24 protein-coding genes are annotated in these 24,882 nt (G+C 66.4%); 16 read left to right on the forward strand and 8 right to left on the reverse strand.

Translation table 11 applies throughout. The features are described from left to right. Positions 1-190: 190 nt before the first annotated feature. The gene (locus tag PX52LOC_RS31670; protein WP_149113830.1) at positions 191-1,471 is read left to right on the forward strand and encodes a hypothetical protein; all 1,281 of its coding nucleotides are present in this window, start codon (positions 191-193) and stop codon (positions 1,469-1,471) included. 122 nt (positions 1,472-1,593) lie between these two features. Here the strand turns inward: PX52LOC_RS31670 and PX52LOC_RS31675 are convergent, their stop codons facing one another. From PX52LOC_RS31675 to PX52LOC_RS31695, 5 genes are all read right to left on the reverse strand, one after another. Continuing rightward, positions 1,594-2,673 (reverse strand): methyltransferase domain-containing protein, encoded by a 1,080-nt coding sequence (locus PX52LOC_RS31675; protein WP_149113831.1) that lies wholly within the window; start codon positions 2,671-2,673, stop codon positions 1,594-1,596. Positions 2,674-2,677: 4 nt separating this feature from the next. Beyond that, a complete protein-coding gene (locus PX52LOC_RS31680; RefSeq protein WP_149113832.1) occupies positions 2,678-3,061 on the reverse strand; it encodes a PAAR domain-containing protein in 384 nt (127 codons plus the stop codon). A 24-nt stretch (positions 3,062-3,085) separates the two neighbouring features. Beyond that, entirely contained in the window at positions 3,086-4,339 is a 1,254-nt protein-coding gene (locus PX52LOC_RS31685) for a hypothetical protein (protein ID WP_149113833.1), read from the reverse strand. After that, positions 4,336-5,868, reverse strand: a complete 1,533-nt coding sequence (locus PX52LOC_RS31690; protein ID WP_168219328.1) for a hypothetical protein — start codon at positions 5,866-5,868, stop codon at positions 4,336-4,338. The genes PX52LOC_RS31685 and PX52LOC_RS31690 overlap by 4 nt, the downstream gene beginning before the upstream one ends. Before the next feature lie 73 nt (positions 5,869-5,941). Next, positions 5,942-6,901, reverse strand: coding sequence for a transporter (locus PX52LOC_RS31695; RefSeq protein ID WP_149113835.1), 960 nt, complete (start codon positions 6,899-6,901; stop codon positions 5,942-5,944). An 838-nt stretch (positions 6,902-7,739) separates the two neighbouring features. Between PX52LOC_RS31695 and PX52LOC_RS31700 the strand changes: the two genes are divergently transcribed. From PX52LOC_RS31700 to PX52LOC_RS31770, 15 genes are all read left to right on the forward strand, one after another. Then, positions 7,740-8,924 carry a hypothetical protein gene (locus tag PX52LOC_RS31700; RefSeq protein ID WP_149113836.1) on the forward strand — a complete coding sequence of 395 codons (1,185 nt, stop codon included), beginning with the start codon at positions 7,740-7,742 and terminating at the stop codon, positions 8,922-8,924. A 32-nt stretch (positions 8,925-8,956) separates the two neighbouring features. Then, positions 8,957-9,496, forward strand: coding sequence for a hypothetical protein (locus PX52LOC_RS31705; RefSeq protein WP_149113837.1), 540 nt, complete (start codon positions 8,957-8,959; stop codon positions 9,494-9,496). A 117-nt stretch (positions 9,497-9,613) separates the two neighbouring features. After that, positions 9,614-10,702, forward strand: coding sequence for a type VI secretion system protein TssA (tssA, locus tag PX52LOC_RS31710; RefSeq protein WP_149113838.1), 1,089 nt, complete (start codon positions 9,614-9,616; stop codon positions 10,700-10,702). A 48-nt stretch (positions 10,703-10,750) separates the two neighbouring features. Then, entirely contained in the window at positions 10,751-12,226 is a 1,476-nt protein-coding gene (gene tssC / locus PX52LOC_RS31715; protein ID WP_149113839.1) for a type VI secretion system contractile sheath large subunit, read from the forward strand. Positions 12,227-12,331: 105 nt separating this feature from the next. Further along, positions 12,332-12,907, forward strand: coding sequence for a type VI secretion system tube protein Hcp (locus tag PX52LOC_RS31720; protein ID WP_149113840.1), 576 nt, complete (start codon positions 12,332-12,334; stop codon positions 12,905-12,907). A gap of 301 nt (positions 12,908-13,208) precedes the next feature. After that, positions 13,209-13,778, forward strand: a complete 570-nt coding sequence (locus PX52LOC_RS31725) for a type VI secretion system tube protein Hcp (protein ID WP_149113841.1) — start codon at positions 13,209-13,211, stop codon at positions 13,776-13,778. Between the two features lie 66 nt (positions 13,779-13,844). Beyond that, complete coding sequence (locus tag PX52LOC_RS31730) at positions 13,845-14,597, forward strand: type VI secretion system tube protein Hcp (RefSeq protein ID WP_149113842.1); 753 nt, start codon at positions 13,845-13,847, stop codon at positions 14,595-14,597. A 27-nt stretch (positions 14,598-14,624) separates the two neighbouring features. Then, complete coding sequence (locus PX52LOC_RS31735) at positions 14,625-15,182, forward strand: type VI secretion system tube protein Hcp (RefSeq protein ID WP_149113843.1); 558 nt, start codon at positions 14,625-14,627, stop codon at positions 15,180-15,182. Positions 15,183-15,192: 10 nt separating this feature from the next. Further along, complete coding sequence (gene tssE, locus PX52LOC_RS31740) at positions 15,193-15,675, forward strand: type VI secretion system baseplate subunit TssE (RefSeq protein WP_149113844.1); 483 nt, start codon at positions 15,193-15,195, stop codon at positions 15,673-15,675. 20 nt (positions 15,676-15,695) lie between these two features. Beyond that, a complete protein-coding gene (gene tssF / locus PX52LOC_RS31745; protein WP_149113845.1) occupies positions 15,696-17,540 on the forward strand; it encodes a type VI secretion system baseplate subunit TssF in 1,845 nt (614 codons plus the stop codon). After that, positions 17,504-18,667, forward strand: a complete 1,164-nt coding sequence (gene tssG, locus PX52LOC_RS31750) for a type VI secretion system baseplate subunit TssG (protein ID WP_149113846.1) — start codon at positions 17,504-17,506, stop codon at positions 18,665-18,667. Before tssF ends, tssG begins: the two co-directional genes overlap by 37 nt. Positions 18,668-18,681: 14 nt before the next feature. Next, the gene (locus tag PX52LOC_RS31755) at positions 18,682-19,539 is read left to right on the forward strand and encodes a formylglycine-generating enzyme family protein (RefSeq protein WP_168219329.1); all 858 of its coding nucleotides are present in this window, start codon (positions 18,682-18,684) and stop codon (positions 19,537-19,539) included. A 79-nt stretch (positions 19,540-19,618) separates the two neighbouring features. Next, positions 19,619-19,999 carry a response regulator gene (locus PX52LOC_RS31760; protein WP_149113848.1) on the forward strand — a complete coding sequence of 127 codons (381 nt, stop codon included), beginning with the start codon at positions 19,619-19,621 and terminating at the stop codon, positions 19,997-19,999. Continuing rightward, positions 19,996-21,126 (forward strand): response regulator, encoded by a 1,131-nt coding sequence (locus PX52LOC_RS31765; protein WP_149113849.1) that lies wholly within the window; start codon positions 19,996-19,998, stop codon positions 21,124-21,126. The genes PX52LOC_RS31760 and PX52LOC_RS31765 overlap by 4 nt, the downstream gene beginning before the upstream one ends. A gap of 11 nt (positions 21,127-21,137) precedes the next feature. Then, positions 21,138-21,905 carry a MinD/ParA family ATP-binding protein gene (locus PX52LOC_RS31770; protein ID WP_149113850.1) on the forward strand — a complete coding sequence of 256 codons (768 nt, stop codon included), beginning with the start codon at positions 21,138-21,140 and terminating at the stop codon, positions 21,903-21,905. Positions 21,906-21,917: 12 nt separating this feature from the next. On the opposite strand, the gene PX52LOC_RS31775 is transcribed toward PX52LOC_RS31770, so the two are convergent. The 3 genes from PX52LOC_RS31775 to PX52LOC_RS31785 are packed head-to-tail and all read right to left on the reverse strand — an operon-like array spanning position 21,918 to position 24,882. After that, positions 21,918-22,364 (reverse strand): EamA family transporter, encoded by a 447-nt coding sequence (locus PX52LOC_RS31775; RefSeq protein ID WP_246173526.1) that lies wholly within the window; start codon positions 22,362-22,364, stop codon positions 21,918-21,920. A gap of 5 nt (positions 22,365-22,369) precedes the next feature. Beyond that, positions 22,370-23,836 (reverse strand): ATP-binding protein, encoded by a 1,467-nt coding sequence (locus tag PX52LOC_RS31780; protein ID WP_149113851.1) that lies wholly within the window; start codon positions 23,834-23,836, stop codon positions 22,370-22,372. Further along, positions 23,833-24,882 (reverse strand): bile acid:sodium symporter family protein, encoded by a 1,050-nt coding sequence (locus PX52LOC_RS31785; protein WP_149113852.1) that lies wholly within the window; start codon positions 24,880-24,882, stop codon positions 23,833-23,835. Before PX52LOC_RS31785 ends, PX52LOC_RS31780 begins: the two co-directional genes overlap by 4 nt.

The raw sequence follows: 24,882 nt of genomic DNA on the forward strand, positions 1-24,882 counted from the left end.
GCCTTCATTGGATGACGGCCCACAAAATCCGCGGGGCGGGTTGCGCCCTCGCGGAGGGTAACTCATTGGCCGCGTATCGTGTGGATCACCTTCGCAGAGGGTAATCCACACAACACTGGAATCTCTGACACCCCTTCGGACTCGCGTTCGACGCAACCCACACCCGCCTGACACTTTCTGAGGGACTCACGTGGCGACTATTTCGGGCATTTTCGAGATGACATCGGCCCAGATGGACAAGGACATTAAAGAAGCGGCCGGCCCGCTGGAGGTCATGAAGTATCCTACGAGCAACAGCTTCAAGATCGACCTCGAGGTCGACAGTAAGGTCAAGGACGCGGTCGGTAAAGACCCCCTGTTGCAGCAGCAAATGCATGGGAAGATCGGGCCGGTCTACAAGGATCTGGTCGCCCGCATCGGCCAGAACTTGAAGAACACCGACAAGGGGGCCATCCAACTCCGGGACACGAACCAGGCGGCGAAACTCGAGAAACTGATCGACGTGGTCAACACCGGCATCAAGGGGGCCATCGACGTGGCAAAGGGGCCGGCCGAGAAGGCGGCCCTGGAAGCGTGGACGGCGTACACCGCCGTGAAGAAAGAGTACAAGGACTACAAGATCAAGGTCGGGGTGAAGATCGCCGGCGCCCTGTCCGGGCTGATCATCTCCATTACCCTGTTCGCCACCGGGGCGGTGTCGTTCGGGGCCACGTCCATTCCGTCCATCGTCGGCATGGTCAAGTCGTGCGTCACCATCGGGGACGAAATCCGCAAGCTGGCCCAGTCCATCGCCGACGCCATGAAGTCGCTTGAGACGAACCTGAAGCTCGTCGAGAAGCACTTCACCGACAGCCAGGGCGAGTTCACGGCCAAGGGCAAGGGGGCGGAAGCCGGGGCCTTGGTGTTCAAGCAGTTCACCGGCATCGCCCTGCCGTGCATCAAGACGTGCGTCGAGAACCTGGGCACGCTCAAGAGCAAGTACGCCGGCACCATCGTCAAGGCCCACGACGCGGCCAAGGAACTGAACAAGATCCTCCTGAAGATGCAGTCGTTCAAGACGGAGTTCAAGGCCGGGTACAAGAAGATCCTCGAGAAGCACCCCAGCCCGCTGGCCAAGGGGAACATCGCGACGATGGAGTCGCAACTCGAAAACGCCCTGGTGCCGTTCGAGGTGGAGGTGAACGAAGCCCTGGCCGAGGTCATCAAGTACGAGAACCGGGCCAAGACGTTCGACCCCAAGATCAAGGCGGCCGAGGTCCGCGTCGGGGAATTGGTCAAGCTCAAGGGGGTCGGGTTCAAGATCTTTGAGAACGTCCTGGTGTTGTCCGATCTGGCCCTGTCGTTCGCGGACCCCAGTCAGTTCGCCCCCGACAAGGTCAGCGAGGCGTGCGCCGGCATCCTGTCGACGGCCGCCCAGTTGGGGTATGACAAGATCACGAAGCTCGCGCTCGAAAAGACGATCCTCGAGTAAAAGCTGGGACCAATTCCCGCAGCCCCCGCTCGGGTGGCCGCTCAGCTTTACCCCGCCAGGTCGTTATCTGGCGACCTGGCGGGGCAAAGCCTCAAACCATATCGAACACGGCTGAAAAATCGTCATTCCGAATCGGCGTCGGGGCGACCGGAGGTGGCAAAACCGGTTCGACTCGCAGCCATAAGGTGGCAGCGGTACGTGACGGTGGCCCGATCGTGCATTCGGACGTGCCACGGCACATCCGGGTCTTCGGCCTCTACTGTCAGTCCGGCTGCGACGAGGGCCGCGACCGCAGCCGGTTCCGACGCACCCTCGTGCGTCGCCCGCCGGCTGTGACCGCCGAGCCAGACCTCTGCCGACGTCGCGGCCGGTGCCCAGTCGTAGGGGCACCCGAGCACCAGCCGACCGCCCGGTTCCATCGCAGTCGCGGCCGCGTTCAGGTGGGCCGCCGGTGCCGCGATCGAGTCGAGCACGTTCAAACTCACCACCGTTCCGAATAGCCCACCTGCGAGCGGCAGCGCGGTCACATCGCACGCCCAGAAGTCCACCCGCTCGCGATGTAACGGCACGGCAAATTCGCGGCGGTCGTACACACTCCCCACACGCCGCCGGGGATATCGGACCCGCCCCGTTCGCAGCACGGCGGCCGCGAGTCGCAGTTTCGCCAAATTCAAATCGATGCCGAGCGTCAAGCCGCTCGTCGCAGCAGCCAGTTCGAACGTCGTCCGCCCGACCGAGCAGCCGAGGTCGAGGGCCGGCCCAGTGGTCGGCCCCGCGAGCGCCAACCCGCGGGCCAGTAGTCGTGCCACCGCCCCGGGCCGGGGTTCGCCGGTCGGTTCCGCGGGGTCGAACTCGGCGTAGTGGTCCCAGGCGTAGGACGAGAGTTGTTGACGGTACGTGTCGAGAGCCGATCCTGGGCCGCCGCATTCCGCGATCACGTCTTCCGCGAGGTCGCTCAAGTCGTCGCGGGCGAGCAAGGGCAGAACGCTCCCGGCCACGACCGACCGGGCGTCGGCAACGATCACCGGGATGCCGTCGAGGACCGGGTACTGCGCCCGGCACGCCGGGTTCGGGCACGCGAGCATCGCTTCGAAAATTTCGTGCCCGTCACCCTTGGCGACGCGGTCGATGCCGAGCGACGCTTCGCTGCCACGGCAGGCGGGGCAGAGCGGACGGAAGGCGGCGAAGTGTTCGAGTTTCACGGGGTCAGCCGATCAGGACTTTCGAGCAGCCGGGCGGGATCACCTTGCCCATCGGCATCGGGATCGGGGCGACGCAACTCGCGTGTGCCGTAGTATCCCCGACGCGGGCGGCGGGGAGTTTACCGATCAGGACGCCGGTCGAACCCAGAACGACCATGCCGGGGCCGCCGGGCACGCAACCGGGCAACGTACACGGAGCTGTCGTATCCGTGATGCGGGCGGCCGGCATGCCGCCGATGAGGACGCTCGGCAACCCTTTGATGATCGTCAGGGGCATCGGCGGGTGCGGGACCGGCGTCGGGATCGGGGCGGCCGGGTGGATCGGCGCGTGGCAGTGCGGGCCGTTCTGCAGCACCTTGTCCGACAATCGGGCGGCCGGCATTCCCATCGCAGCACCTCACGGTCTCGAGAATTAGCGGTACAACTTGCAGTCGCCGAACGACACGAGTTGGATGCCGAGCTTCTGGCCGATCGCCATGATGAGCATCGCCAGCATCATCGGGATCATGGGAATCGTTGGGAACCCGGCCAGCACCCCGCCCAGCCCCGCGGCCATCAGAGCGTCCACCTTCGCGGCGAGCGCGGCCGAGGCTGCGGCAGAAGCGGAAGCACTGGCTGCGGCCGCCGCGCTGGCACTGGCCGAGAGGCCCACGGCCGCCGATGCCGAGAGACCCAACGTGGCCGCCCCACTCGCGCCGAGGCTGGCCGCGAGGGCCGCCGCCGGGAGGCCGACGGGCAATCCTGCCAGCGGCGCGAAGTTGATCGGCTGCATCAGAGAGTTTAACGCCGCCGCCGCGTTCGCGGCCAGCATGTCAATGCCCAGGCCGGCCAGGATCGCATCGAGGGCAGTAAGCAGTTCGAGGAGCTTCATCAGAAGTTCGAGCGAAATCACGTCCGCGAACGGCGGCATCAGCGGGATGTTCGCTTTCAGGGCGGCGGCCGCCGACACGGCGGCGGCAATCCCGCCGGAAGCGGCCAGGTTCACACCGAACCCGGCTTTGACGGCCGCCGAGAGGGCGGCGGAAGCGGATGCGGCCATCGACGCGCCGGCGGCGACCGATGCTCCCGCCGATGCTCCCACGCCGGCCGACGCGGCGACCGCGAGGGCTGGGGCCAGGGGGGCGAGGGCCGCCGGGGCAAGCGGGTTCGGGCCGACGAGTTGCCGCAGTTGGTCCACGAGCTTCGCGAGTTCGGCCAGCGGGAGGAGTGCCCCGAGGGCGGCGAGGGGCAAGTTCGCCAACGTGTTCATCAAGTTCCGCAACGACGCCAGCAACATGCCGAGCAGGTCCGGCGCACGGGGCGAAGTGAGGTTCACGCCGAGGGTCGCGTTAATCGTGGCGGCGAACTGGGCGGCCGCCGTCAGTTGGGCCGCGATCTGCATCTGGGCGTTTCCGGCCGCCGAGACGGCGGCGGCGGCGCTCGCCGCGGCGGCAGCGTTCGCCGCGGCAGCGGCCTGGGCGGCCACGGCCAGCGCGGCCGGCGGCGGTGGCAACCCGACATCCTTGAGCGCGTCCAGGGCCGGCTTCAGGGCCGGTGCGAGGAGCGCGGCGAGTAGCCCAGCCGGGTCCGGCAGCAACACGTTCACCGGCGGGAACGCGAGGTTCGGCATCAGCGGCCGGAAGTGCTGCGTGAGTTGGATTTGGGGGATCGAGCAGAAGCAGATCACGTCGACGCCTCCGGCGGTTTCGTCGAGCTCGTATTGGCCGATGCGCCAGCCGCGGCCGAAGTCCCGGCGGTCGCCGCCGTGCCGCTGGTCGCTCTGCCACTGCTGTCAGCCCCTGCGGTCGCACTGCCGCTGGCGTTTGCACTCCTGCTGGCGGTCGCGGCGGCACTCGCGCCGGCCGTGACTGTCCCTCCGGTTGTGGCTGTGCCCGCTGCGGTCTTACTGGCTGCGGCACTTGCCGTTTGCCCGCCCGGGGCTGTGGCGGTCCCACTCGCCGCGCCCGTCGCGCTGCCGCTGGCCGTGGCACCTCCGGTCGCCGCCGCGGTTGCAGAGCTAGTCGCGGTGGCGGTCCCCGAGGCCGAAGTAGTCGCGGTGGCGGATGTATTCACGGACAGGGTAACCGGCGGGGCGATGGCCGCTTGTTTCGCCACGGCCTTCGCCCACGCGGCCATCGCGCTCGGGCACGGCACGAGCGGAATCATCTCCAACAGGCAGAGGGGCGAGCACGGCGTCTTCTGGGCGAGTGGGAATCCGAGCGCGGCCAGCAAGGCGTTCGCGAGCATGGCGAGCAGATCGAGCGAAACCGGTACGCTCGGAACCTTGCCGATGGTCTTGTTGAACGACTCGTCCATGACGTGGGAGTAGTCCCGCGAAAGGCTCTTCGAGAACGATTTCGAGAGGTCTCGGCCGAGACTCTTGCTCAAACTCTTGCTCGGACTGCGGCTGAGGCTTTTCGCATTCGAGGCCATCTTGCCGAGTTTCTTGCCGAGGGAGTGGCCGACGCCCGGGAGCATGAGGTCCTCCCCGAAACCTTTGTTGATCGCCGCGAGGGCGGCGAGCAGTTCGGCGAGTTTCTTCATCAACTCCGGCGGGAACGGGCTGCCGAACTGCGGCATCCCCGCAATGTTCGAGGCGGCCGCGTCGAACATGCCGCCGAGGAGATTCACGGAACCGGAGGCTGAGAGGTTCACGCCGAGGCCAGCCTGGACGGACGCGGCGAGTGCGGCCGATGCGCTGAGGGACGCCGACGCGGACAGGTCGGCCGAGGCCGCGGCCGAGAGGGCGGCGTTCAGATCGGCCTTCAGGTCTGCGGTGAGGTCCAGCCCGAGGGCCGCTTGCGCGGAGGCCGCGGCGTTCGCCGCTGCCGCGATGCCTTGCAATTGGGGCAACGCGGGGAACGGGGCACCGTTGAGCAAGGACCGGAGGCCGTTGGCGTTCAGCGAGTCGAACAACTGCTTGAGCAGCGCCGCCGCTGCGGCCGAGAAAATGTCGAACCCGAACGCGGCCTTGAGGTTCGCGTTGAAGCTGGCGAAGGCCGAGAGTTTGAGCGATGCGGATGCCGACAACCCGAGGGCGGCCGATGCGGAAGCGCTCGCCGTGGCGGAGGCACCGACAGCCGCGTTGACGGCGGCCGTCAGTCCGGCGGACGCGGCCAAAGCGGCGTTCACGTTCCCCGCGGCGGCCAGATTTGCCTGGACGTTCGCCAGGCCCGCGGCGGCCGCGTTCAAGGATTTTAAGCACGCACAGAGCATGGACGGATTATGGCGAGCAGGCCCGAGTGAGACAAGGAGATTCCCATTCGATTCGCCCGTTGCACGGGGTGGGTCAGTACCGGACGCGGAGGTCGAAGCGGTACTCTTGCCGCGGGCCGACGGCGCTCCCGACTCCGTAGGAGACGGCACCGCCGAAGTCGGCCCGGTCGCAGATGAACCCCCGCAACCCCGGGCCGATGCCGATGTACGAATTCCCGCTCGCCCCGAGCGAAATGCCCGTGGCCGGGTCGGTGTACGCACCGTCCTGGAACGTCACGCCCCGAAACTCCATCGTGCCGATGATCGGGCAGTTCGCCAGCGGGCGGCAAAGCACGTGGTTGTAGGACCAGTTGTACTGGATGGCCGCCCCGGCGTAATCGGTGTCGCCCCCGAGCGGGATCCACTCGCCGACCTGAGCCTGGAAGTACGAATCGTTGGACAGTTTCAGGCCCAAGATCACGGACGGTTCGAGCGTCGTGTGGCCGGTGCCCAGTCCCTTCTCGGTGTTCCCCGTCGGCACGGTTGTTTGCAGTTGGAAGGCGATCTGAAGCAGTTCACAGTCCAGCAGGAGGGTCTTCGTCCCGAGTTTCAGGTCGCCGAACCCGGACGACCCCGGCCGGTCGTCGGGCCGCACGCGGTGGTAGGTCAACTCGGTGAAGACGCCGACGCGGCCGGTCGCCGCTTCGGTGTACATAGAGATCGCGTCATCGCGGACGCGGTCGACCCGCCGCCCGTCCGGCGACTGTGCCCCGCGGGTGTTCCCGAGGCCCTTGGCCCAGAAGTACTCGGCCCGGTCGGGCGTGGCGAGGCCGCGGGTTAAGTCGGTGCGGAATCGCATCTGCGTGACCGGCCGGGCCGTCGGGGTGAAGAACGCCGAGTCGGCGAGCGGCGTCCACTTCGGTTCGTAGCACGGGTCGGGAAGACAAACGCAGTTGTAGATACCGTACAGGAACCGGCCGAGCGCGTGCGAGGGGTACGCTTCGACGCCGTTGTTGAAGCGGCCGGGGTAGCACCCGCTCGGATCGGACGTCATCAAGTCGAACGACGGGCTCCCGATGTTCCCCGTCCCGCACGACTGGCAAGCGGCCTGTTGAACCGGAGCCGGCGGCGGAACGTCGGGGATCAGAGAGGCCGTTGGTCGTGAGGCCGCCGGCTGATGCTGCGGCCCCAACGGTTGAGGGCGTTCAGCCGCCGGTCGAATGTCGGTGGACAGAAAGCTCGCCACGGCGGCCGTGAGGCCCGGTGACGGTTCCGGTGTTCCCTCGGGGAACAGTACGGGGGTTCGAGTCGGGGCCGGTTCAAGCCGAGTCTCGGCGGCCACCGGCAGTAGTTCTGGCATCCGGAGTAAGTCCGGCATTGATGCCGGGATCTCGGTCGGTTGCGGGGCGATAGGCTGACCCGGCACTATAAGCAATTCGTTGACGACCGGGTTGAGGCGGTTGCCGTCCGGCAAGCGCGGCCCGGACGGCCCCCCCAAGGCATCGTTAGGCGACGTAAGCAACTCGTTGACGACACGGCTGAGGTGGCGACCGTCCGGCAAGCGCGGCCCGGACGGATTGCCACTACCGCGGAGGACGAACTGTGCTGGCGTTTGCGCAAGATGGCTTCCGACCGTGACAAGCACGATTACGATCCCAACCGCGAATCGCAGGATCGATCGGATGCTATGAATCCTGTTCATCGTGCAAAGCCTCGTGTCCTCTCCTCTGTATCGGACGGACCTTGCGTGAAAGTTCAACAAGATGTCAAAAAGTGGCGCGAATTGCCCTCCTAATCGTTACGACCCCAATAATCGAAGAATTCGTGGCCTTCTCGACCGAGAACAGCCGATAGTCTCTTGAAACGCAAACTGCGCTGCAGGGGAGGCCGGGATGTCACTCCGAAACGTCTTCGCGATCGCCGTGATGGGAACGTCCGCAACGGCTGCGTTCGGGCAACTGCCCGCCATCCCGGCGGCACCGGCCGTCCCAGCGATTCCCGCCGTCCCGGGCGCAGGCGTCCCTGGGGTAGGAGGCGGCGTCCCCGGGGTAGGAGGCGGTGTTCCGGGCGTGGGTAGCGTTCCGACGGCCGCACCGCGGAACATTTGGAGCTTCTTCATGCTCACGCCCGATCAGAAGGCGTCGTGCGCAGCGAAGAAGGACAAACTCTGCCAGTCCCAGTTCGGCAAACTCCTGAACAACGTGGTGAAGCCGGCGTCTGCGATCACCGGCGGCATCCTCCCGGGGTGCTGCCCGCCGAGCGCGACCGACCCGCTCGCCCCGAACCCGGCCGACCTGAACAAGCCCGCAACCGAGGCCGAGGGGGCGGCCGCCCGGATCAAGCAACTCGAAGCCGGGGCCGCCGACCGGAAGGCCGCAGTCCGCTACCTCGGCACGGTCAACTGCAAGCGATTCCCGGAGGCCGAGACCGCGCTCATTGGTGCCCTGCGGACCGACACGAACGAGTGCGTCCGGTACGAGGCGGCCATGGCGTTCGCCCGCGGGTGCTGTTGTTCCACCAAGACGATCAAGGCGTTGACGCTCACCGTCGATGGCAGCGACAAGGACGGGAACCCGCCGGAAACTTCGCTCCGCGTCCGGGCGATGGCGGCACAAGCCCTGGCCCGGTGTTGCGGAACAGTCACCGAGCCGCCCAAGGAGCCGCCCGCCGAGCTTCCGCCCGAAAAGCCGACGCCGGAAGCCACGGCCCAGCGTATCGAAGCGATCGAACGGGAGAAATCGCTCGTCGACGGCCGGAAGGCGTTGAGCGATTACATAGGGGAAACCCCATCGCCGGCACTCACGACCGGGCGGCGGACCGTTGCGGATACCATCCGTTTCGCCGCGGCAACTGCACCCATCTCGATCCCCCAAGTGCCGACCTCGGTCGCCAGCGTCCCGACGCCACCTGCGACAATTCCCGCGCCAATGATCCTGCCCGCCGCGGCGACAATCCCTGTTCCGACATCCGCGGTCGCTCCTTCGAAGCCAACCACCACGCCTGTCAACGGCCTACCGCCGACGGGGCGGCGCGGCCTCTTTGATCTCATGTCGTCGTCTCACAATCCGAGCCGTTGACAGCGGCGGCATGGTGTGGTCTGATGTTCGGCATGAACCCACCTGCACTCCCCGTCGGTTTGAACGAACTCGGTTCCCTCACGACCCGCGGACTGGCGGCGTTCGCGGCCCGTGCGGCGCGGCGCGCCATGGAACTCTACCGGCCGTCTACGGACGATGAACGAACCGCCGCCGAGTACTTTCTCAACGCCATCGACTACGCCGATAGTGCCGCCCGAGGCGACGCGAGCGAGCTCCCCGTGGCCTTGCTCGACCAACTTTTCTCTCTCGCCGATCAAGTCGCGGCGACGGCGGGCTACGCCGGCTTCGCCGCCGCGCACGCAGCCCGCGTCGGTGCCCGGTCGATCGCGGGTGCGGCCGATCAGACGGCTCAACTGGAACTGATCGCCTCGACCTTCGGCGCGACGCGGGTGCTGTACACCGCGTCCGGCGACGCCTTGGAAACCGTGATCAATACCGCCCTCCGTACAGATTTCGACGCGCTCATCCGACTCGATCTCGGTCCGGCCGCCACTCCAGGCCAAGGCGTTGACCCCTCGCCCAATGGGCCACTCGGTCCGCTCGGCCGTTGAAATCTGTCGAAGGCTCCAGGCGTGTTGCGTAAGTTGACAAATTTCGTTTGTTTCAGGAACGACTTCGGATAATATCTTGCCATCTCGATCACAAACTTCCGACTCCCACGTGAGACGATGGATCTCTCGATCCTGCCGAACCTCGACGTTCTCATCGCGCCGATTCCCGGCCCGAATCCGGCGGGTGAGCCGGTGTCCTATGTGGCGAGGGAAAAGTTCGAAACGGCTCGCAAGGCGATCAACCCCAACGATTACTCCCCGAACGACCCCCTGCGGCCGGCCGAGCCGAAGTTCGCGGACTGGCCGTTCATCCTTCAACTGGCAACCGAGACGCTCACCGATTCGTCGAAGGATCTCATGACCGCAGCCCGCCTCGTCGAGGCGGCGACGAAACTGAACGGGTTCGTCGGCCTGAAGTACGGGTTGACCTTTCTCCACCGCCTGACGGAAGAGGCCTGGGACCGGATCTACCCGGTCATCGAAGACGGCGACGTAGAGGTGCGAGCGGCGGCGTTCAACTGGCTCGACGATCCGGCCCGCGGCGCGCGGTTCCCGTTCGCCGTCCGCGCGGTCCCCCTCGTGGTGGACGCAACGGGCGAGATGACGTGGCTCGGGTGGAAGGAATCGCAAATCCCGCCGCCGCCGGACAAGTACGGCAACCCCGGAACGCCCTCGACGTTCCCGGAACGGTTCGACAAGGCTGTCGCCGCCGCCCCGCGGGTCCAGATTCAAACCCTCGCCGACGAGATCGCCGCTTCCACGAAGGCCATTGACGACCTCGTCGAGGCGCTCGACCGCCGCCTAGGGGATGTCTCCCCTTCGCTGTCGGAAGTCCGCCTCGCCGTCGCCGAAGTCGGCACGCTGGTGGCCGGCATGTTGGCCAAGAAAGGCCCGGCACCGATCGAAGTGATCGCCCCGCCACCGCCCGCCGAAGTAGTCAACGCAGGGACTCCGGTCCAATCGACGAATGGCGTGGCTCACCCCACACTAACCATGCAAACCCGCGAGGACGCCTACCGCCAACTGGCGGACGCAGCCACGCTCCTCCAACGACTCGAGCCACACAGCCCGATCCCGTACATGATTCAACGCGCGGTGGCCCTCGGCCGCCTGCCTTTCCCGGAACTGATGAAGGTCATCATCCGGGACGCGAGTATCGTCGAACAAATGAGCCGAGAACTTGGTCTCGAACCGGCTCCCGCGTAAGATCCGGAAACGTCCGGCACCCGACCACCATTTCGGAGAGTGCGACCGATGAACGAAAGCCCACTGCAAAGCCAGACCACGACCGAAACCGACTACGAGTTGAGCCTGATTGACCAGGTGATTGCGGCCACCAAGCCGCAGGACACGTCCGAGGCCAGTCGCGCCAAGGACTACCTGAAGCAATTCCTCGACCAAGTCGTTCAGCCGGGGGCGGTCGTTTCGAAGGACGTCGAGACGAACATCAAGACCTGGATCGGCGAGGTGGACAAGAAGCTGTCCGCCCAGGTCAACAAGATCATGCACACCCCCGAGTTCCAAAAACTCGAAAGCACGTGGCGCGGCCTGCACTACCTCGTGAATCAGTCCGAGACGGGGGAATCGCTCAAGATCCGCGTCCTGAACGTCACGAAGCGGGAAGTCCTTAAGGATCTCGAGAAGGCAGCCGAGTTCGATCAGAGCACGCTGTTCAAGCGGTTGTACGAAGAAGAGTACGGACAACTCGGCGGTAACCCCTACGGCATGATCGTGGGCGACTACGAGTTCGGCCGCGGGGCGGAAGACGTCTCGCTGTTGAAGATGATGTCGCAGGTCGCGGCGGCGGCCCACGCCCCGTTCGTGGCCGGGACCAGCCCGAAGATGTTCGGCCTGGACAACTGGACCGACTTGCCCAAGCCGCGGGACCTGGCGAAGGTGTTCGACAGCGTCGACTACGCCCCGTGGAAGAGCTTCCGCGAGTCGCCCGATTCTCGCTACGTAGCCCTCACCATGCCCAGGGTTCTAGCCCGCCTGCCGTACGGCGAAGAATACAAGAAGGTCGATGCGTTCAACTTCGAAGAAGACGTCGATGGTACCGACCACGCGAAGTACAACTGGATGAACGCCGCTTGGGCGTACGCTGCGCGGATTACCGACTCCTTCTCCAAGTACGGGTGGATGGCCCGGACCCGGGGGGTCGAAGCCGGCGGGAAGGTCGAGGGGCTGCCGGTCCACACGTTCCCGACCGACGACGGGGACATCGCGATGAAGTGCCCGACCGAAATCGCCATCACCGACCGTCGTGAATACGAACTGTCGCAACTCGGGTTCCTGCCACTGTTGCACCACAAGGACCGCGACTTCGCCGTGTTCATGGGCGCGCAGTCGTGCCAGAAGCCGCAGCAGTACATGGACCCCGCCGCGAACTCGAACGCCGAGCTATCGGCGAAGTTCAACCTGCTGCTCTGCACGAGTCGGTTTGCCCACTACCTGAAGGTAATGGCCCGGGACAAGATCGGGTCGTTCATGGACGCCGGCAGTTGCGCGGCGTGGTTGAACGACTGGATTCGGAACTTCGTGGTCGATCCGGCCGGGGCGAGCGAAGATACGCTGGCCAACCGCCCGTTGTCCGAGGCTCGTGTGGACGTGCAACCCGTCGCCGGCAAGCCGGGCTGGTTCGAGGCCGTCGCGTACCTGAAGCCGCACTATCAGTTCGAAGGCATCAGCACGTCCATGCGGCTCGTCGCCGAGGTTCCCAAGAAAGGGTAATCCGCACGACGGCGGGCAACGTACAGCGAGCAGCAAAGTTAAACGCCGGTCGTTTCGGCCGGCGGAAGTCGAGTCAAGTTTATTCCCCACTACGGAGAGTTCGCGATGGCAGTCGATGCATACATCTGGTTCAAGGCGGCCCAAAACGCGGCCGCCCTCTCGCCAAAGGGTGAAACGACCGACGCCTTCTTCGGGGCGGCCGACGTCAACGCCTTCGAGTTGAAGGACTTCAGCTTCTCGGTGGAAAACAAGTCGACGGTCGGGTCGGCCACCGGCGGGGCCGGGGGTGGCAAGATCGAGTTCAAGGAGTTCGAAATCAAGAAGCCGACGGACGCGGCGTCGCCGTTGTTCTTCCGCAACTGTGCGGCCGGGATGCACTACGAGGTCGTCTCCATCGCCATCCGCAAGTCGGGCGGCGACGCCGGGACGGCGGGCGGGGCGAGCGGTTCGCCGTACTTGGTGTTCCACTTCGGGACGGTGTTCACGACGAAGATCGGGTGGAGCGGGCCGGGCGACGAAGGCCCGTCCGAATCGATCACGTTCAGCTACGGCGAACTCAAGATCATGTACTACCCGCAAAAGGCCGACGGCACCATGGACACCCAGGCGAAGATCGCCGAGTGGAGCCAACTCAAGAACATCAACAAGTTCGCCGGCACGCCGACGAAGTTCGCGACGTAAATCGGTTCGGTTGGTCATCGGTGATGGGCAGGTCTGGTCGGACCGACCAGACCTGCCCATCGCCGATGATCGACGCCCTCCGGCCCATGCACCCGGTTCTCGATCGACGGAAGAACAATCGGTTCTTCCGTCGTTCGCAAGGGATGTCGTCCGGCCATTATCCGGCCGGGGCGAGTAAAGAAAGACTCGCTGATCGCCCGTTGTCGAAATCTCGTATCGCTGTTCTGCAAACACAACTGCCGATCACATCGAGAAGCGGTTGTCGAATCGGGTTCGTGATCCCCACCACGGAGTGCTAGCCATGGCAGTTGACGCGTACATCTGGTACAAGGCGGCTCAAAACGCGGCCGCGATGTCACCCAAGGGTGAAACGACGGACGAATTCTTCCGGGATTTCAACGCCTTCGAGTTGAAGGACTTCAGCTTCTCGGTGGAAAACAAGTCGACGGTCGGGTCGGCCACCGGCGGGGCCGGGGGCGGCAAGATCGAGTTCAAGGAGTTCGAAATCAAGAAGCCGACGGACTCGGCGTCGCCGATGTTCTTCCGCAACTGCGCGGCCGGGATGCACTACGAGGTCGTCTCCATCGCCATCCGCAAGGCGGGCGGCGAAGCCGGCAAGGGCACGGCGTCGAGCGGTTCGCCGTACCTGGTGTTCCACTTCGGGACGGTGTTCACGACGAAGATCGGGTGGAGTGGGCCGGGCGACGAAGGCCCGTCCGAATCGATCACGTTCAGCTACGGCGAACTCAAGATCATGTACTACCCGCAGACCACCGACGGCAAAATGTCCACCCAGGCGAAAATCGCCGAGTGGAGCCAACTCAAGAACATCAACAAGTTCGCCGGCAAGCCACTCGCCTTTGAGACATAAATCGAACCTGGTGCGTAGCCGGGGCCCACTGCCCGGCTACTGGTTCGTTGCCCCTGGTGATGTTTCATGCAGATCGACGCCTTCCTCCGGCTCACAAACGCGGACGACCAAATGGTCGAGGGCGAGTCCACGGACCTGAGCTACGCGAAGCACATCGAAATCCGCGACTTCGCCCTGTGCTCCGGGTCGAGCGAAGCCCAAGTTTCGCTCGGCGACATCGGTGCCGACCACCAAACGCAGTTGGTCATGGAAATGTGGGACAAGGCCCAGGCCATGCAAGAACGCATCAAGCAGCGGCAGGATCGGGAGCGAGAGAAGCAAGAGAAGATCGAAGAGGAGATCAAGCAGCGGGCCAAGAGGGGCATCAAGTCGACCCTGCAAGAGGTGTCCGATTACGTGGCCCGGCGGATCGCCAAGCAAGCGGTGCCGGTCAAGAAGGACGTGTCCCAAGACAATCTCGGGTTCCAGATCAAGAAGGACGTGGACTCGGCCAGCGCCGACTTGTTCCAGGCGTACTGCGCGACGGTCATCCAGCCGAACCCGAACAAGCAGTATCGTAAGCTCGGGCAGTTCGCCACCGCCGAAGTCACGCTCCGAAAGATGTTCGACGGCAAGGCCCGACCGTACCTGTTCTGCAGTTTCCGCGACGTGACCATCGATTCCTATTCCGTGTCCTTCGACTCCAGTCGTGGGCACATGATGGAAACCGTGACGTTCAAGTTCAACACCTACCGGATGAAGTATCAGTCGCAGACCGCCGAGGGCAAGGCCGGCACGGCCAGCGACATCTCCGGGACCGTGACCGGGAAGACGGAATAACCGGGCTGCGGGCCGGGGAGATGTGCGATGATCGACGCGTACTTGAAATTGACGACCAACTCGTCCCAGGCCGGGGGGGAAGCCCAGGACTCGATCTTCCACGAAGAAATCGAGATCTCCAGCTTCTCGACCGGCGGTGGCGGTTCGCACTCCAAGGAGGAGAACGAGGACATGCCGCTGGCCGTGGTTCTCGGGCGGAGCCACTGCCCGTTCAACTTCGAGATCGGCAAGAACGCGGACACGTCGTCGCCCTACCTGTTTAACGCCTACTGCACGACGTACGCTCGCCTCTACTTGCCCGACGTCAACCTCTTCAAGGCGGCCGAGGTGTCGTTCCGCAAGGCCGGCGCGGGCGGGGGCGCGGCCGACGCGAAGTCCGGTGCGGTGTACTTGACGATCAAGTTCGAGCAAGTGGTGTTGACCAACTACTCGTTGAACACCTCCGCGGACGGTGCCGCAACCGAGACGGTCAAGTTCGCCTTCCGAACGTGCAAGATGGAGTACCAGCCGCAGACCCGCCAGGGGTCCACCCAGCCGCCGAAGGAAATGAAGGGCTGGGACTTCCTGAAGAACAAACCGGCTTGAGGCCCGCCCAATGCCGACGCCCGCCCTGCCCACGGCCTTGACGCCGTCCGTCTTCGACCGCCTGACCGACCCCGAGGCCGGCGGGCCAGGCCTGCGGATCGGGTACACGCTCAGCCAGATGATGACCGCCGTCCGGATCGACCTGGAAGAACTGCTCAACACGCACAGCCCGTACGAGGACGTGCCCGCCGAGTTCCCGCTCGTGGCGGATTCGGTCCTGACCTACGGGCTTCCCGACGTGACAGCCCTGCCGGCGGCCGGGGACGCCGACAAGCAGCGGCTCGGCTACTTGTTGGCCGGGATCATCGCCCGGCACGAGCCGCGACTCATCGGGGTCACGGTCACACTCCTCGACGGGGAGTCCCGCAGTGACTTGCAGGTACAGTTTCGGATCGACGCCCGACTCGCTGTGGACCCGTCCCCGGAAGTCGGATTCGTGACCGTCATGGACATCTTCAGTGGGGCGACCTCGGTGAACGTGGCCGACGACTGACCCCGGAATACCAAAGGCTTATGTCGCTACTCTTCCCGTACTACGAACGCGAGTTGGCGTTCCTCCGCCAGATGGCCGCGGAGTTCGCCCGGTCGCACCCGGCGGCGGCCGGCCGCCTCCTCCTCGAGCCGAACCGGAGCGCCGACCCGCACGTCGAACGCCTCCTCGAATCGTTCGCCCTGCTGACGGCCCGCGTCCACCACAAGCTCGACGACGAGTTCCCGGAGTTGGCCGACGGGTTGCTCTCGGTGCTGTACCCGCACTACCTGGCCCCGATGCCGTCGTGCGCGATCGTGCAGTTCGACGTGGACGCCGGCCGCGGGCCGCTGCCGAACGGCTTCGTCATCCCCCGCCACAGCCGCATCGTCACACAACCGGTCAAGGACACCGTTTGCCGCTACCAGACGTGCTACCCAACCACCTTGTGGCCGATCAAGGTCACCCAGGCCCGGCTGGTGTCGCCGCCGTTCCCGCCCGGCCTCACCCCGCCGCCGCGGACGGCCTCCGCCCTGATCCTGCGGTTCGAGACGCTGACCGGCGAGCCGTTCAGCCAGTTCGCCCTCGACCGCCTTCGCGTGCACCTCAACGGTCCGCCGTTCGTCACCGGCGGGCTGTACGAATTGCTCTTCGGGCAAGCCCTCCAGGTGCTCGTCCGCACGGCCGACCCGAAGGCCACTGCCACATCGGTCCGCCTCGACCCGGCCAAGGTCATCCGCCCGGTCGGCTTCGAAGCCGACGAGGGGTTGATCCCGTACCCGCCGCCGTCGTTCCTCGGCTACCGGCTGCTCACCGAGTTCTTCGCCTTCCCGGCGAAGTTCGCCTTCGCGGACCTGGTCGGGTTGACGGCGTCGCGGGCAGTGGCCAACAGTCGCGCGATCGAGGTCGTCGTCTTCCTCGACCGGGCCGTGCCGTCGCTGGAAGCGGCGGTCGAGGCCGGCACGTTCCGCCTCGGCTGCACGCCCGTCGTGAACCTGTTCGAACAGACGGCCGAGCCGATCCCCCTCACGCGGACGAAGCACCAGTACCGTGTGGTCCCGGACGTGGCCCGGCCGCTCGGGTGCGAGGTCTTCTCGATCGACTCGGTGACGGCGACGGACGTGGGCACGGGCACGCGGACGGAATACCGACCGTTCTACTCCGTCCGACACTCGCCGGACGGCCCGCAGGCGTACTGGTACTCCAGCCGCACGACGGCAGAGGGCGACGACCGCGGCACCGACGTGGACCTGGTCCTCGTTGACCTGGACTTCCGGCCGCTCAAGCCCGACGACACGACGCTCGTCGTGCGGACGACCTGCACCAACCGCGACCTGCCGGCCCGGCTCCAGCGGTTCGGCGACGCGATGACCCTGGGCCTGGAGGGGGCTGCCCCGGTTTCGGGCGTGCGGGCCATCCGCAGCCCGACGCTGCCGCTCCGGCCGCCGCCCCGGCGGGGTCGATTCTGGCGGCTCGTGTCGCACCTGAACCTCAACCACCTCTCCCTCACCGACCCGGCCGAGGGAGGGGAATCGCTCCGGGAGATTCTGCGGCTCTACGACGCCGCGGACCCGGCGACCGATCCACAACAGGCGGCCGCCGTGCGGCAACTCATTGATGGCGTCAGCGGCGTCGCCTGTCGCCGCGTGCCTGGACGAACGCCGGGGGCCGGCGGCGGATTCGTCCGCGGCGTCGAGATCGCCGTTGAGTTCGACCCGCAGAAGTTCATCGACACCGGCGGGTCGTACTTGTTCGCCGCGGTGCTGGAGCGGTTTTTCGGTCTGTACGCCTCGATCAACTCGTTCACCCAAATGGTGGCGAAGACGCGGCACGGGGAAGGGGTTCAACGGAAATGGCCGCCACGAGCGGGCGAACAGGTTCTGATCTGACGGTCGGCGAACCCGGGTCCGTCGCGGCCCTGTTATTTGCCGAACCGTACCGCTTCGACTTCTTCCAGGCCGTGCGCATCCTGGAAGCACTCGGCCGGGAGGGTACGACCAGGGCCGGCCTCGGCGTGGGCGGGGCGGGACCACCGGCGGCCGAGGCGGTCCGGTTCCGCGTGCCTTCCACCCTCTCGTTCCCCCCCAGCTCGCTCGTCGGCCTCACGCCGCCCGCGGCCGGGCGGGTGCCGGAGTTGACCGTCGCCTTCTTCGGGCTGATCGGACCGTCCGGCGTTCTGCCGCGGCACTACACCGAGCGGGTCGCCCGGCTCGTCGGCGATTCCCACGCGCCCGAGCGGTACGCCCTGCGGGACTGGCTCGACCTCTTCCACCACCGCCTCATCTCGCACTTCTACCGGGCCTGGGCGAAGTACCGACTCTGGGTCACGCGCGAGCGGGCCACAGGGCCGGGCGTCGATCCTTTCACGACGGCGGTTCAGGCGTTCGTCGGGCTGGCAACCCCTGGGCTAACGGGCCGGGGGACTGTCACCGCCCCGGACACCGGTCCCAAGCCCGGCCCCGCCCGAACGCTCGCGACGTTGTCCGACGACGTGACCCAACTGTTCGCCGGCCACTTCTCCCGGCGGCCCAGGACGGCAGCCGGTCTTGAGGCGGTTGTGACCGCGTACCTCGGCCTGCCGGTCCGGGTCGACCCGTTCCGCGGCCAGTGGCTGTCGGTCGACGCGAGCGACCGGGCGTACACGTCGGCCCTCGGCGGGGCGGCGCTCGGGACTGGTCCGATCCTCGGGGAGCGCGTTTGGGACGTGCAGTCGAAGTTCCGCGTGCGAGTCGGGCCGGTCGATCGGCAGCAGTTCGACGAACTCCTGCCTGACCCGTCGCCAACCCCGGCGGGAAAAAAGTTTTACCTGCTGATGCACCTGATCCGGCTGTACGCTGGCCCCGAGTTCGACGTGGAAGTCCAGTTCGTCGTCCGGGCGACCGAGGTGCCCGCGGCGAAACTGCCGCTCGGCACGGGTCGTGGGCCACGGCTCGGCCGTAACACCTGGCTCGTGAGCATGACCCCCGAACGCGATGCCGGGGACGCGGCGTTCACGGTCGCCGACCGTCCGTCCTGATGGGAGACTTCGCCGTGCCCTCGAAACCCGACCCGAACCCCAAGTCGCGGCTCGACAGCCTCCGGATGACCAACGTCTGGGGGTCGATGCTCACCGACGAGGAAGAGCAACTCGCCAAAATCGTCGTCAACGACGTGGGCATCCGGCTCGCGCTCCTGCCCGCTGGCCTGTACGAGATGGGGGCCGACGCGGAGGGCGATCCGCTCGCCCGGCCGAACGAAGCCCCCGCCCACCGGGTCGTCTTCTCGGCAACCGTTTACATGGGCGTCTCGCCCGTGACACAGGCGGAGTACCAGCGGGTGACGGGCCGCAACCCGTCCACGTTCACGGGCGATCAAGGCGGCCCGGACAACCCGGTCGAAGGGGTGTCGTGGCACGACGCGGTCAATTTCTGCACGGCCCTCGGCCGCCGGCCGGCCGAGCGGCAGGCGGGGCGAACCTACCGCCTGCCGACGGAGGCCGAGTGGGAGTTCGCCTGTCGGGCCGGCAGCACGACCATCTACAGCAGTAGCAACGATCTGCCGCTCTCCCAGGCGAACTTCTGCGGCGCGTACGGCCCGGACGGCGGCCCCCGTAGCCCGGCCCGCGGTCGGACCAGCCCGGTGGGTGCGTACCCGGCGAACCTCTTCGGCCTTCACGACATGCACGGCAACGTGTGGGAGTGGTGCCAGGACTGGTACGCCGAGGACTATTACGAGACCAGCCCGCTCCAGAACCCGCCCGGCCCACCGGAAGGGCGGTTCAAAGTCACTCGCGGCGGCAGTTGGCGGAGTCTCGCGGCGAGTTGCCGGGCGTCGTACCGCAATGCGGTGACGCCGAACAACCGCGACGCCTACACCGGCTTCCGCGTGGTGATGATGGTCGCGGGGTAAGGTGTTTTTTCGGGCGAAAGCCCAGGGACGGCCGTCTCTGAACTTTCGCGTGTCCAACAACCAGCAGATGGAGGATGACATGCCCACCGTTCTCCTGGTCGAAGACGACGACACGAATCGCGACCTGCTCGCCCGGCGACTCACCCGCAAGGGCATGGTCGTGACGGCCGTCGCCGACGCCCCCGCAGCTCTGGCCGCGGCCTTCGCCGCCCCACCGGACGTGGTTCTCCTCGACTACAGTCTGCCCGGCATGGACGGACTGGAAGCCGCCCGCCAACTCAAGGCCGATCCTCGCACGACAGCCGTTCCGATCGTGCTGCTGACGGCCCACGCCTCGCCCGGCGATCAAGAACGGGCGATCGCGGCCGGCTGCGCCGCATATGATACCAAACCGATTGACTTGCCCCGGTTGCTCGCGACCATTGAATCATTGACAGCCCCGCGGACTGCTTCTTCATGACCACCGATACCGACGCGCTTGCCCTTGAATATGCCCTCGCCCGCCACGACCTTCGAACGCCCGTCACGGCGATTATTGGCTACGCGGAAATGCTGTTGGAAGACGATGCCGACTCCCTCCCGCCCGAACTCCGGACGCGGCTGTCCGAGGTGTCGGCCCTCGGCCGGCTCGCCGTTACACACATCGCCGCCTTGACGCCCGCCGGACCGGACGTGTGGGCCGTCGCCCGGCAACGGCTGTCGGCGATCGCGTCCCGACTCGTCGCCGCGGCCGCGGGCCTCGCCACCACCGGGTCCGGGTCATCAATTGAGGCCGACCTGGACCAAATTGTCGAATCGGCCGATCGGCTCACCCGCCTGCTCGCCTCCGGGACAATAAAGGCGGCCCGCCCGGCAACAGAAGTGGCCACAGCAATTCCCTCGGCGATCCCCCCCGGCTATATTTTGATTGTCGACGACGAGGCGGCCAACCGCCGCCTCCTGGCCCGCGAGGTCCAGAAACAGGGGCACACGTTCGCCCTCGCAGCGGACGGCCCCGCGGCACTCGAACTGATCGACGCCGCCGCGTTCGATTTGGTCCTGCTCGACCTGATGTTGCCGGGCATGAGCGGGCTGGAGTGCCTAGCCCGCATCCGCAACCACCCGACGCGCGGGCACACGCCGGTGATCTTCGTGTCCGCCCGGGACGACGTGTCCCAATTGGTCCACTGCCTAGAGGCCGGTGCCGACGACCTGGTGGTGAAGCCGTGCGACCCGGCGATTCTCAAAGCCCGCGTCGGAGCGTGCCTCGAAAAGAAGCGACTCCGTGACTGGGAACTCGAGTACCAGGAGCACGTCGGCACGCTGACGAGCGTGGCGGCCGGCATCGAGTACGGGACGTTCGACCCCGCCGCCCTGGACGCCGTCGCCAATCGGCCCGACGCCCTGGGCGGGTTGGCCCGCGTCGTCGCCCGGACTGCGGCGGTCGTCCTGGCCCGGGAGGAGCAACTCCGCCGCGAGGTGCTGCACCTGCGGGTCGAGGTCGATCACGCCCGGCGGGATCGCCAGGTGGCGGAAATTGCCGAGACTGATTTCATGCAAGCCCTGGTCGCGCGGGCGGACGAACTCCGCCGCGGGCCAGGGGAGTAAGGAGGCTCCATATGGCCCAGGTCATTTCGGTCCACTCGTTCCGCGGGGGGACAGGCAAGTCGAACACGACGGCCAACCTCGCCGCTTCCACCGCACTCCGCGGAAAGAGGGTCGGCATCGTCGATACCGACATCCAATCGCCGGGCATCCACGTCCTCTTCGGGCTAGACGAGGCCAAGCTGACGCGGTCGTTGAACGACTACCTCTGGGGCCGGTGCCGGATCGGCGAAACCGCTTACGACGTGACCCCCCCGCCGGTGGCGACCGCCGGCGGCAAGATGTTCCTCATCCCGTCGAGCCTGCGGCCGGGCGAGATCGCCCGCATCCTGAAGGAAGGGTACGACATCAAACTCTTGAGTAAGGGCTTCCGCGAGTTGATCGACCACCTTCAACTGGACTGCTTGTTTATCGACACGCACCCGGGGTTGAACGAAGAGACGCTCCTGTCGATCGCGATTTCGGACACGCTCGTCCTCCTCCTCCGCCCGGACAAGCAAGACTTCCAGGGCACGGCCGTGACCGTTGAGGTGGCCCGCAAGTTGAAGGTGAACCGGATGCTACTGGTCGCGAACAAAGTCTTGCCCGAGGTCGATGCGGCCAGCCTGCGTCGGGACATTGAAACGGCGTACCGCGTACCGGTCGCCGCCGTGCTTCCGCTGACGGAAGACATGGTCCGGCTCGGCAGCGACGGGGTGTTCAGCCTGATTAACCCGACCCACCCGCTGTCGGCACTCTACCGCTCGCTCGCGGCCACCGTGACCGAAACCGCCGTGGAATAGAGTTCGATTGCATCACGCCCGGGCCAGGACCAAAACCCCTGCCAGGACGAGGCCGCCCCCGAGCGCGAGTTGCCATGTCAGCGGTTCGCCGAGGACGACGACGGCCAACACGATGACGAGGGCGACGCTGAGCTTGTCCACGGGCGCGACCTGCGAGGCAGGGGCGAGTTGCAGGGCACGGTAGTAGCACAGCCAGGATAGGCCCGTAGCAATCCCGGACAGCACGAGCATGGCCGTGCCGAAGCGGGAAAGGCGGCCAAGCGGCTCCCACTCGTGCCGAACCGACACGATGCCCGCGGTGACGACCAGAATCACGACCGTGCGGATGAGCGTGGCGAGGTTCGAGTTGATTTCCGCGACGCCGACTTTCCCGAGGATCGCCGTCAGAGCGGCGAAGAAGGCAGACTCGAACGCGAAGAGTTGCCAGTTGGGCTGGGGCAAGGTTGTGGGGTCGTTCACGGCTGTCACTCCGAGAGGGCGGAGGGTCGTTTCGCATCACTTCCGAGGGTCGGTAGTCGGATTTCAAACCGGCTCCCCTGCCCCACTTCGCTCCGCGCGTCAACGCGGCCACCGAAAGCCTTCACGATCCGCGCGGTCACGCTCAGGCCCAAACCGACGCCGCCGATTCCTTGCCGCCTTGCTTCCGAGGAGCGGAAGAACGGTTCGAAGGCGTGGCCGAGGTCCTCGTCTCGCATCCCGTTCCCGCGGTCTTCCACGGCGATGACCAACCCGTCGGCCTCGCGGCCGAGGCGAACCTCGATCGGCGTTCCGGTCGGGCTGTACTTCAAGGCGTTGTCTATGAGATTGTCCAGGGCTTGGCCCAGCAACGCCGGTTGTCCGAGTGAGATGAGCGACTCACCAGAGGGGACGGCGGTTCTCAAGTCTGCGAAGCGATGGTGGTTGGCCCACGACTCGGCGACGTGCGTCGGGAGCCAGTGGCCGAGGTCGATCCGTTCGAGGTCCGGCAGACGCGCCTCGGCATCGGCCTGGGCCAGAAATAAGAGCATCTCTACGATGTCGCGCAGGCGGTTGGTCTGCGTCTTGACCGACGCCAACGCCCGCCGGTAGTCGTCCGGCTCGCGGTCCCGCCGGAGGGCGACCTCGACTTGGCCAAGAATCGCGGTCAGCGGCGTCCGCAGTTGGTGGGCCGCCTCACCGGTGAACTGTTTCTGCCGCTCGAAGGCGAGTTGCAGCCGGCCGAGCAGGTCGTTAAAGGCCGTGGCCAGATCGGCAAGTTCATCGCGTGAAGTGGGTGACGGGAGCCGGCCGTGGAGGTTGTCGGCAGTGATCTCCTGCACGCCCGCGGCCATCTTCGTCACCGGGAGCAACGCCCGACGGCACACCCAGCGACCACCGACCGCCGCCAACAACCAGACACCCAGCGACACGCCGACTAACCATCCGGCCAGAGTCGAGAGCGTCTGGTGAACCGAGGCCAGCGGCAGGGCCGTGACGAACGTCAGTCGTTGATACCGTTCGTCACCGGGGTGGCGGGCCGCACCGGGTACGGCCCGTCGTTCCACGATGTCGGGTCGCGGGTGGGAGAGGGACCGCCGGTAGACCCGCCACAGTTCGCCGTCCCGGGTGGCTAGGGATCGCGTCACCCGGTCATCCGCGCCGGCCGTGGTCGCCTCGTACAGCGACTGACCCGCTTCGCCGTCCACCTCCCGGCCGCCGTTGTCGAAGACGGTCCACACCAGTCTTCCGTCCCCGCGCGGCACGATCAGCGTTCGCTCCTTGCGGTCCCACTCCAGGCCATCAGGTTCAACCTCGGTCGCTGCCACGAGCGTTTCGAGGGTGGCCGCGGCCCGGTCGTCGAGTTGCCTCAAGAGGTGCGTGCGGGCCAGCGAATAGAGCGTGCCCGAGAACGCCACCAGCACGACGGCCAGTGCGGCCAGGAAGAACGCGGTGAGCCGGGTGGTCAGTGTCACGGATCGTTCACGCCTTCCTGCGGTGCGGCTGCCAGCGAAGCTCGTTGGAAAACTGCAGCGACGACGTGTTGCACGAGGTTGTAGAAGATGACCGGCAGCATTACATCCGGCACGTGGGCGAGGGCCGTCGTGGCCAGGACCAAGCCCGTGCCGTTGTTGGTCATGCCCAAGCCGAACATGAGCGACGCCCGCCGGCCGCGGTCAGCGGTGAACCACGTGGCGAGCAGCAAGCCGGCCGCGAAGCCGAATGTACACAGGCTGGCGACGATCAGCAGCATGACGCCGAGGAAGTCCCAGTCCGGGTGGGCGAACGTCTTGGGCAGGGCGACCGCCGCGTTGGCGTAGCAAAGCAGCAAGAGCGTCACCGAGTTCGTCAGTTTCAACGCCGGCTTCACGGCCCGGAGCGGTCCCGCTCCGACCGCACACCGCAGAGCGATGCCCAGCAGGGACGGGGCCATCACGAACGAGACGAGGAACGAACTCGTCCCGCCGTCGGCCATCCGGTGGAGGCCGTCCGCGAACGTCCCCTCGGCCACCCAGCCGACTGCGTGCAGGACGGCCGGCGTGGTCAACGGGCTGAGGACCGTCGAGCCGACGACCAGGCCGAGGCTGAGGGCCAAGTCGCCGTTAGCGTTCTGCGACCAGGCGGTCGAAGAACCGGCCACCGGCATCGACGCGATCAGGGCGAGGCCGACGAGGATGTACTGCACCTCGGTCGGGTTGTGCCACGCCGAGAGTGTCAGCGACAGGCTCAGGATAAACGCGAGCGGCACGAGCATGTTCGCGGCCAACCCCGCCAGCAGCACGCCGGACGTTCGGAACAGGTTACGGAGTTGCCGCGGTTCGACCCCCAGCCCGGCATTGAACAGAAGGAGCGCCAACATGACCGCCGGCAGAGAAACGCCCGTGCCGACACCGGCGGACCGCAGCCACAGTCCGGCGGCCGGCGCGAGACCGGCCAGCGCGTAGACGGCGATCAGGAACCAGAGCAGGTGGTGGTGAACGAACCCCGCCACGCGAGCCAAGCCACCATCGCGAACTTCCAT

Source organism: Limnoglobus roseus, from assembly GCF_008254045.1.
GTDB lineage: Bacteria > Planctomycetota > Planctomycetia > Gemmatales > Gemmataceae > Limnoglobus > Limnoglobus roseus.